General features: G+C 66.6%; 9 protein-coding genes. All 9 read left to right on the top strand.

What is annotated here, in order from left to right; translation table 11 throughout:
- On the top strand, positions 1 to 213 hold a 213-nt coding region (locus tag WFK95_RS19950; protein ID WP_336671710.1), incomplete at its 5' end, for a hypothetical protein.
- A 172-nt stretch (positions 214 to 385) separates the two neighbouring features.
- On the top strand, positions 386 to 559 hold the full coding sequence (locus WFK95_RS19945) for a hypothetical protein (RefSeq protein ID WP_336671709.1): 174 nt from the start codon (positions 386 to 388) through the stop codon (positions 557 to 559).
- A gap of 220 nt (positions 560 to 779) precedes the next feature.
- Positions 780 to 929: a DUF6011 domain-containing protein gene (locus tag WFK95_RS24785; protein ID WP_443081580.1), complete on the top strand. Its 150-nt coding sequence runs from the start codon at positions 780 to 782 to the stop codon at positions 927 to 929.
- A gap of 86 nt (positions 930 to 1,015) precedes the next feature.
- Positions 1,016 to 1,309, top strand: a complete 294-nt coding sequence (locus WFK95_RS19940) for a DUF2742 domain-containing protein (protein ID WP_336671708.1) — start codon at positions 1,016 to 1,018, stop codon at positions 1,307 to 1,309.
- The gene (locus WFK95_RS19935; protein ID WP_336671707.1) at positions 1,306 to 2,808 is read left to right on the top strand and encodes a hypothetical protein; all 1,503 of its coding nucleotides are present in this window, start codon (positions 1,306 to 1,308) and stop codon (positions 2,806 to 2,808) included. Before WFK95_RS19940 ends, WFK95_RS19935 begins: the two co-directional genes overlap by 4 nt.
- Positions 2,805 to 3,122, top strand: coding sequence for a WhiB family transcriptional regulator (locus tag WFK95_RS19930; RefSeq protein WP_336671706.1), 318 nt, complete (start codon positions 2,805 to 2,807; stop codon positions 3,120 to 3,122). The genes WFK95_RS19935 and WFK95_RS19930 overlap by 4 nt, the downstream gene beginning before the upstream one ends.
- 37 nt (positions 3,123 to 3,159) lie before the next feature.
- The gene (locus tag WFK95_RS19925) at positions 3,160 to 3,453 is read left to right on the top strand and encodes a hypothetical protein (RefSeq protein WP_336671705.1); all 294 of its coding nucleotides are present in this window, start codon (positions 3,160 to 3,162) and stop codon (positions 3,451 to 3,453) included.
- Positions 3,450 to 3,761: a helix-turn-helix domain-containing protein gene (locus tag WFK95_RS19920; protein WP_336671704.1), complete on the top strand. Its 312-nt coding sequence runs from the start codon at positions 3,450 to 3,452 to the stop codon at positions 3,759 to 3,761. Before WFK95_RS19925 ends, WFK95_RS19920 begins: the two co-directional genes overlap by 4 nt.
- Before the next feature lie 89 nt (positions 3,762 to 3,850).
- Entirely contained in the window at positions 3,851 to 8,737 is a 4,887-nt protein-coding gene (locus WFK95_RS19915) for a hypothetical protein (RefSeq protein WP_336671703.1), read from the top strand.
- Positions 8,738 to 8,756: the final 19 nt, after the last annotated feature.

Genomic DNA, 8,756 nt, shown 5'->3' with positions numbered 1-8,756 from the left:
TCCCTTGATGAGGTGACCGACTGGCTGAAGTGGCCGCACAAGGATGCCGACCTGGAGACATTTCTGAAGCTTAACCAGCAGACCCGCGCTCTCGTGCTGCGCCTAATCGACAGTCCGAACAAGAAGGACTTCGAGGAGCTGCACGCCCACCCGAACGCACAGACACTCGCCTCGTGGCTGCTGGAGCTTCCTGCCTACGGCGGTGGCGCGTGACGCGCGCCGAACGGTTCCAGCAGATCGAAGACCTCGGCCTCGACCCCGACGCCGACCGAACAGAAGACCTACGTCCACCCACGGATGCGCCCCGCGCGCACAAGAAGGGCGATCCGGGTTGCCGCCCGAATCGCCCTGAGAACACAAACCCTCACACCCAGTAGGAGAAGCCATGTCCACCATGAGCGTATCGCACGAACTGTACGCCGCCCACAGCCGAATTGATTTGCTCACGCGGATCGCAGATCGCGCGCCCCAGATCACGTTCGCCGACGCAACCGACGATCAGCTTCGAGCGGTCGCCGACATCCTCGACGCCATCCCCAGCAAGGAGGCCGTGCGATGAGCGGGCCGTGCGGGCGGGGGTTCTCGATCGCGGGATGCGTTGGATGCCCACTCCGCGACTGCAGCGAAGCGCTGACCGCGATCGCTGACGCAGTGCGCCATTCAGACTACGAGATGACCGGTCGCGACGCGGCCCTGATCGTGTCCCTCCTGCGGTACCAACCGACGACGACAACCCGACGGGGCGACGGACGTCCCCGCCTCCACCTGGTGGGCACCGCGTGAGCGGCCTCGCGGAAGGTTGGAAGACCGAAGGGCAGCAGTGGATCCGCGTCCGCCTCTGCGATCGCTGCGGCCGACCGCTCACCACCGCGAAGTCAGTGAGTCTGGGTGTCGGACCGAAGTGCGCGCGGCGCGATACCAGCTCATGAAGTCATCCATGGATCGGGTTCGGGAGTGGGCAGCAGGTCAGAGGTTGCTGCCCACCCCGGGACCGGCCCGCACCGGCTCAAGTGAGGTGTCCTTCTCACTCGCTCTGCAGTGGATCACACCGTTCCTCGAGCACTGTCCCTCCGCACCACCGCCAGCGTTCAGCCCGCAGTGGCAGGACGAGCCCGACGAGCAAGTCCGCTTCGTCAGCGTGCTCGTCAGTGCCCTGCAGTGGGCGATGCAAGCAGAGGCCCGCCAAGACGCCTTGCAGAACGCCAGCCACGAAATTTCCGACGCTCTCGACTGGGCGACCGAAGCCCAGCATCTCGGCTACCGCAACAGCGCGAGCCACATCAAACGGCAAATGAAGGGAGCAGCATGACGGACGACGAGTTCTTCAGCGCGACCGATGAACTAAAGACGATCCACCAGTGGGCACGCGCCAAGTACGCGGCACCATGGTCCGTGTTCTGGGCCGTGCTCCTCCGCGTCGCCGCATCCGTCGGGCCCAACGTCCAACTGCCGGGGCTCATCGGCGGACGCGCCTCGCTCAACCTCATCGTCGCGTTCGCGTCACCATCCGGCGGCGGCAAGGGCATCAGCGACAAGGTCGCCCGACAAGCCTGGCCCGGCGAGATCGAAGAACTGCCCCTTGGATCCGGCGAAGGCATCGCCGCCGCATTCAAGAAGCCCGACAACGACGACGAGCCCCACCGCACCGCAGCGATCTTCATGTGCCCCGAGATCGACACCCTCACTGGCCTCGCATCACGACAAGGCTCAGTTTTGCTCGCACAGCTGAAGTCGATGGCGATGGGCGAGCAGATCGGTCAGAGCAACGCGAGCAAGGCCACCAGCCGGATCGTGCCCGAACACAGCTACCGAGCGTGCCTGTCCGTTGGCGCGCAGCCCGGACACACCGGAGTGGTCTTCGACGACACGACCGGCGGCACCCCGCAGCGCATCATCTGGGCGCTCACGATCGACCCAACCATGCCCGAGACACCGACGCCCGCACCCGCGCCACTCGACACGACAATCCCGGCGTGGACTGCCGGCGACGACATGGTCGTGGAGATCCAGTACGGGCTGGCCGAGATCGCCACGACCGTGATCGGCGCCCACCTCGCCCGGCAACGCGGAGAAGCTGATGCACTCGACGGCCACGCCATGCTCACTCGGCTCAAGGTCGCTGCGCTCATCGCGATCATGCACAGGCAGTCCGTCGTCGGTGAGCGCGAATGGCGACTGTCCGAGGCAGCCATGACGAAGTCTGACGAGACCCGCGAGTGGTTGCTCACAGAGGCGACGCGGATGGACCGCGAGAAGAACCGTGCGCGTGCGATCACGCAGGCGACTCGCGAGGAGTACTTCACCGACCGCATGCACGACCGCGCAAAGGCAGCGCTGCTTCGCCGGCTCGACAAGGTGGACGAAGAATCCGCAGGGAAGTTGCGCGGACAGCTCAAGGCGAACCTCCGCGAGCACTTCGGCAGTGCGATCGCTGAGCTTGTCTCCGAGGGGGCGGTGCTTGAGATCCCGACCGAGCGGGGTACCCGCTACAGCATTTCCAAAAGTCCAACGTTGGACCAGGTCCAACCCATGAAAGAGCAGGTCAAGTGCGTTGGACCCGGGTCCAACGTTGGACCTGGAGTTGACTCGAATCCAGCGAGTGAGGCGGAAATGTCCCGATCTTCTGTTGCTGCCCGACGGTGCACTGTCTGCTTTCTCGACCTGCCCGCGGCGAACCTCACCGGCGTGTGCGACGACTGCGGCGACGGCGAGCAGATCCACCGGCCGGATCCGGCCCCCGCCCGCGAGCTGCGCCCGGTGACCATGGGCCAGCTCGAGCGGCGTCGACTTCAGGGGCTCGCGGGATGAACCGCCGTCCTGAACCCGAGGGGTGGGTGGGCCTGGTCGCCGCGATCGTCGCCGGCACTCCATCTCTCCCCGGTGCAGCGTGCGCGGGCCAGTCAGAACTGTTCGATCCCCGCAGCGACAACGAGCCTTGGGACGCCACGCAGCGACGGCAGGAAGCGGCTCGGCGTATCTGCGAATGGACCTGCCCAGTCCAGCCTGAGTGCCGGCGCTGGGTCGACTCCCTCAAGTCGGCGGAACGACCCCGCGGGGTGATCGCAGGGCTCGTCCCCGGCGAGGCACCACCCGGACGACCAAAGAAGGCGATCACTGCATAACCAACCGAAGCCACCACACGACCGAAAGGCACCACCCGTGAACCCCCAGCAACACAACGCCGCAATGATCAACGCCGGAGCCATCCTCGGCGCTGTCGTCGAAGACCACCCGGGAGAAGCCGGACTCCTCATTGACACTCTCGATGCCGACGAGGCGCGACGCACGCTGCTCGCCGCCGGCTGCCTCGTCGCGGAATTCATCGTCGGCGTCCTCGCCAGCGTCGACAATGCGCCGCCACTCGACGAAGTCAGAGCATCATGCGCCAACATCATTCGTGAGCGCGTCAACGACCTGCTGATCGGCGAAACGGATGGCGGTGGGGTGCCGTGATCTTCGACGATGACGAGGTCTCGTTCCTGCGGTTCTTGGTGGACCTGTTCGTCGATGACCATCATCAGCGTGGCTTCCCGGTCCCCAAGTGGATGTCCGCCCTGCAAGGCAGGCTGCAGAGCGGCGTCCAGTCGGTGGAGGAGCCGGCGGGCCTCGCTGCCCCCGAGTACTTGTCGGTGACGGAGGTCGCGTCGGAGTTGGGGATCTCGACGCGGTGCGCGAGGCGTCGGGTCGCGCGGATCGGGATGAAGATCGGGAACCAGTGGGTCGTCAGCCGGGACGCGCTGCCAACCCGAGACGCCGCATAGGGTCCGAAGTCGGACCCCCTCTCCAGCAACGATATTCACACTAATGGGAGAAGCGCCGAGGAAAGCGACTTCAACCGAGAGGCACCCCAATGGCGGAGTTGGCCCAGGCGTGGATCACGATCAGTGCGAATACGCGAGGGATGCAGCGGGACATCCGCAGTGCTGTCCTCCAGGCGGAGCGCGGCGCACGGGTCAACGTTGACGGCGACACCGATCCGCTGCGCCGCAGCATCGATCAGGCCTTCGCGCGCGCCCAGGTACAGAGCCGAACTGCAGGCCGCGCAATGGGGCAGAACCTGGGCCGCGAGGCTGGTTCCGCCCTTTCGCGAGAGCTGAAGGTCGCGCTCGGCGCCGTCAGCGTGGGCAGCCTGCCAGCCGTCGCCACCGCGCTGACGACAGTGGCGGGTTCCCTACAGCAGGTCACCCAGGCGGGCCTAGTGCTGCCGGGTGTCCTCGCGGGTGCCGGCACCTCGCTCGCGACGCTGAAGCTCGGCACCGCCGGTGTCGGCGACGCGATGAAGACGATGTGGGCGGCTGCGGCTTCCGGTGACGCAAAGGATCTGAAAAAGGCCGCCGAAGCGCTCGAGGGCGTATCTCCGAACGCCAAGGCCGCTGTGACTGAGGTCGGCAGGCTGCACGGCTCGCTGTCGAAGCTGAAGTCGCTGGCGCAGGACAACATGTTCGAGGGCACCGATCAGGGCCTGCGGACCCTCGCCGAACGCACCCTGCCGACGGTGAGCCGCGGTCTCGATCAGACGTCGAAGGCATGGGGCGCCACGTTCCGCGAAGTCCTCCGTGTTGGTGCCGACTCGTCGACCGTGAGCATCGTCGACCGGATCTTCGGCAACACCGCCGACGCGCAGACCCGGGCGAACCGCGCGATTGCGCCCATGGTCTCCGCGCTGGGTGAGCTGGCCGCAACAGGTACGGGTTCGCTGCCCCGGATCGCCGACGGCCTCACGACCGTGTCCGAGCGGTTCAACGCCTTCGTCACCGGCGCGGCATCGGATGGCCGGCTGCACCAGTGGATCGACGAGGGCATCGACGGTGTGTCGGCGCTGGGCCGCACCACCCTGGGTGTCGGGCAGATGTTCACCGCGCTGACGAAGGCTGCCGGCGGTGGCGATGGGCTCCTCACCGCGCTCGACCGAGGAGCGACGGGGCTCGCGGCGTTCATGAACTCCGCTGAGGGACAGTCGAAGCTGCAGGAGTTCTTCACTGGCGGCCGCGAGCAGCTGCAGCAGTGGGTTCCGATTCTCCAGTCGATCCCACCGGTGTTCGGCTCCATCGTGGATGTCTCCTCGACCTTCACGACCGCCGTGCTCACGCCGATCTCGTCCGTGGCGAAGTACCTGGCCGATCACGCCGGACTGGTGAAGGTGGCTGCCGCGGCGTGGCTGCTCTTCCGCACCGTCCCAGGCATCATCGGCGGGATCCAGTCCCGCCTGGGTGGGCTAGCACTCGGTACCAACCAAGTAACCGGACAGACGCGAACGCTCGGGTCGGCGCTGTCCGGCATGGGTGCGACGATGCGCGCCGCAGCATCCGCGAACCAGACCCTGGTGTCGTCGAACGGCGCCATCCTGGGGCAGGGGCGTCAGCTCACCGGGCACATCAACAACTGGAACAACGGCGCCGCCGCGATGGCCCGCAGCGCGGGGCAGAGCGCCGTGCAGTTCGGCCGATTCGGGTCCGCGGTCGGCACCCTCGGCACGAAGATTCCGGTCCTCGCGAACATGCAGCAGGCATTCGTACGGAGCGCCACTGCGGCAGAACGGTTCGGCCGAACTGCGGGCACCGTCAGTGCCGCTGGCGCCGCGGTCACCTCGACGATGGGCGGCATCGGCAAAGCCGCAGGAGGCGTCGTCGGCGCACTGGGCGGCCCCTGGGGTGCAGCGCTCGCAGGTGCCGGCATCGCCGCGATGGCGATCGTCTCCAAGAACCAGAAGTCCGCGGCTTCCTTCGATGCGGTGCAGGCTGCGATCAAGGCCTCCGCAGACGCCCAGACCGAGCTGAACGCAGCTCTCATGCAGTCCCGCGGCGCGTACGACGACGACGTCGCATCGAGCGCGTCTAGTCGGATTGCGAAGCTCCGAAGCGAGCTGCAGGATCGCGCGAGTCGCGAAGGTTCACCGCTGGACAACATCCGCGCCGAGGGTGAGGGCGTCTTCAGTTTCAAGTCGATGTTTGGCGGCTACGAGCGCACACAGGCCGAGGCGATCAAGGCCCAGGCGGACGAGGCCAAGGCCGCTCAGGAAGCCCTACAGGGTCTCGGTCTCACGCAACAGGAACTCGCCAACCGTACGTACGGATCTTCGACCGCGTTCAACGCCATGGTGCGCCAGCTCGAGTCCACGGGTGACGGCGGTAAGAAGGCTGCATCCGAGTTGCAGGGTGTGCGCGCCGCGTACCACCTGACGCAGCAGGCGGCAGAGCGTACGACGCCCGGCATTTCGCAAATGTCTTTGGCGATGCAGGTTCTCGGCGACAAGACCTCGACGACGGCGAACCGCACCGCGGCGTTGAAGACCGCGATCGACGCGTTGAATCCGGCCCGAGCGAAGGGTGATGCGATCGCCGAGCACGATCGAGTGCTGCGCCAGATCGCGGACTCCACCCAGGAGGCTCTCGACAAGACCAAGGGCTTCGGCAAGGAACTGCTGTCGGCCGAGTTCGGCGTCAGCAGCGCGACGGCCAATGGTGAAGCCCTTCGTCAGAAGCTGCTCGACCTGTCGTCCGCGTCGATCTCCGCCGCCGCTGCTGGCCGGCCCCTCGCGGAGATCCACGCGATCAACGCCGCCCGCCTCAAGGAGCTGGCCGCTCAATCCGGGATCACGGTCGACGAGATCACTGGAGCGTTCAACACGCTCGGCGGCCGCGACATCGAACTGACCGCCCGCCTCTCGGGCGCGCCTGAGACGGTGCAGCAGATCGGGCAGATCGCCAGGGCAATGCAGGCTGCGAAGATCGGCGAGAAGAAGGTCATCCCGATCACCGTCGACGACAAGGCGATCGCGGCGCTCAAGACCATCGACATCGAGGTGACCCGCCTCCCGGACGGCAAGGGCATCGAGGTCGTCGCCAAGACCGAGACCGCGCGCGCCCAGCTCGCCAACGTGACCCAGGCACTAACGTCGCTGCCGCCCGGCAAGGCTGTCGACATGTCCGCCCCCGGCGGTCAGGCAGTCGTAAGCCTTCTCCGGGCCGCGAACATCGAAGTCACCTCCCACAATGGCAAAGATATTGAGGTCACGTCCCCGAACGCACCGGCAGTCAAGACGCTCCTCGAAGCCTTGAACCTCACAGTACGTAGCGACAACGGCAAGAACATCATCGTCTCCCAATCCGGCCTGGAGACCGTCCAGGAGCAGGTACGGAAATTCCTGGCCGCCCCGGCGGTCAAGACCGTGACGGTCGTCGGCACCGGACTGAGCGTCAGCACCGACTCGCAGGGCAACCGCGGAGCAGTACCCGACCGAGCACACGGCGCCATCGTCCCCATGGCGAACGGCGGACTCCGACACATCCAGAAGCCCACCACCGCCGGAATCTACGCCGGCCGCGGAATGGGCACCATCTTCGCCGAGCGTGAAACCGGGGGTGAGAGCTACATTCCTCTCGCTCCGGGTAAGCGGAAGCGGTCGACGGCGATCCTCGGCGAGACGGCGCGCCTGTTTGGCCTGCAGGTCATCAGTCCCGCCGACGTGTTCCGCCGCTACGAGAACGGCGGCATCTCGGTCGAGCAGCTGAAGACATTCGCGTCGGGGATCCAGGGCAAGAAGTACACATGGGGCGGCGGTGGCAGCACCTTCGACGCTGACTGCTCCGGCGCACAGTCGACAATCGCGAACTACCTGACTGGCGCGACCGGCCGGTTCTCGACGGCGAACCAGGGGGAAGCGTTGGCCGCCCGCGGGTTCCTGCAGGGTGATCCTCCCGAGGGCACTGCGGCGTACGCGATCGGCTGGGTCAACGGCGGCCCCGGTGGCGGACACACCGCGGGCACGATCATCGACACCGACGGCTCCCGGATCAATGTGGAGATGGGTGGTGCCGGCGGTAACGGTCAGTACGGCGGTCAGGCTGCGGCTGCGGCGTCGTTCCCGAGCCGCGCGTACTTGCCGCTGCAGGGTCAGGACATGAACTCGTCCGGCGGCTCTGGCGCCAGCGATGATTCGTCGTCGAGCGGATCCAGCTCGGGTAGCGGGTTCGGTTCCCTCGGGACCAGCATCGGGCAGGCCCTGTTCGGTAGCCGCTCGGGCGGTGGAACCGGCGGATCCGGCACCTCGTCGAAGACGACGGCCGCCACCGCGAAACAGCTCCGCGACGCGCAGGACAAGGCCACCGACGCAGAGAAGGCTGCCGCGGTCGCGAAACAGAAAGTCGCCGAGCTGGAGGCGAACCCGAAGACCAAGGCGTCCGCGCTGCAGGCCGCGAAGGACCGTGCCGAAAAGACCGAGCGGGAAGCTGCGCAGGCGAAGACAGACCTTGCCGAGCTGAAGAGCAAGGGAGCCGACTCGAAGTCGACCGAGGGCGCCACCACCTCTCCGTCGTCGGAGACGCAGTCGCTGGGACAGGGGCTGATCTCGGGTCTGCTGCAGGGCGTTGGCCTCGACGGCAGCGTATTCAGCAACCCGTTCGAGTGGCCGAACGTCAAGAGCGCCACCGCCGCCATGAACTACTTTGGCGGCCTCATCAAGACCGTCAGCGGGAACTCTGGCTCGGAGAACATGGGCGGCCTCGTCGGCGGTGCCGGCGCCGGGTTGGGCATCAACGTGCCCAACGTCACCGACCTCATGAAGCCGGTCGGCAAGACACCCGTCGCGCCAGTAGGGCCCGGGATGCCCATCAACATCGAAGGCCGCGACACCTACAACACGACCGTGATCGGCATGGACCCCAAGCGAGTCACCGACCGAATCGCCGCAATGCAGAACGCCGCGTGGCGCCGCAACAGCGGAACCCTCGTCCGTTAATCAACCACACACCAAGGAG

The sequence above is a fragment of the Tsukamurella sp. USMM236 genome, from assembly GCF_037148755.1.
In the GTDB taxonomy this organism is placed as follows: domain Bacteria; phylum Actinomycetota; class Actinomycetes; order Mycobacteriales; family Mycobacteriaceae; genus Tsukamurella.
Note: the sequence above shows the minus strand (reverse complement) of the source record. Positions and strands in the feature narration are given on the sequence as shown.

Coding starts and splice junctions, on each gene's coding strand:
- WFK95_RS19945 (WP_336671709.1), top strand. CDS start 386: ATGTCCACCATGAGCGTATCGCACGAACTGTACGCCGCCCACAGCCGA.
- WFK95_RS19935 (WP_336671707.1), top strand. CDS start 1,306: ATGACGGACGACGAGTTCTTCAGCGCGACCGATGAACTAAAGACGATC.
- WFK95_RS19930 (WP_336671706.1), top strand. CDS start 2,805: ATGAACCGCCGTCCTGAACCCGAGGGGTGGGTGGGCCTGGTCGCCGCG.
- WFK95_RS19915 (WP_336671703.1), top strand. CDS start 3,851: ATGGCGGAGTTGGCCCAGGCGTGGATCACGATCAGTGCGAATACGCGA.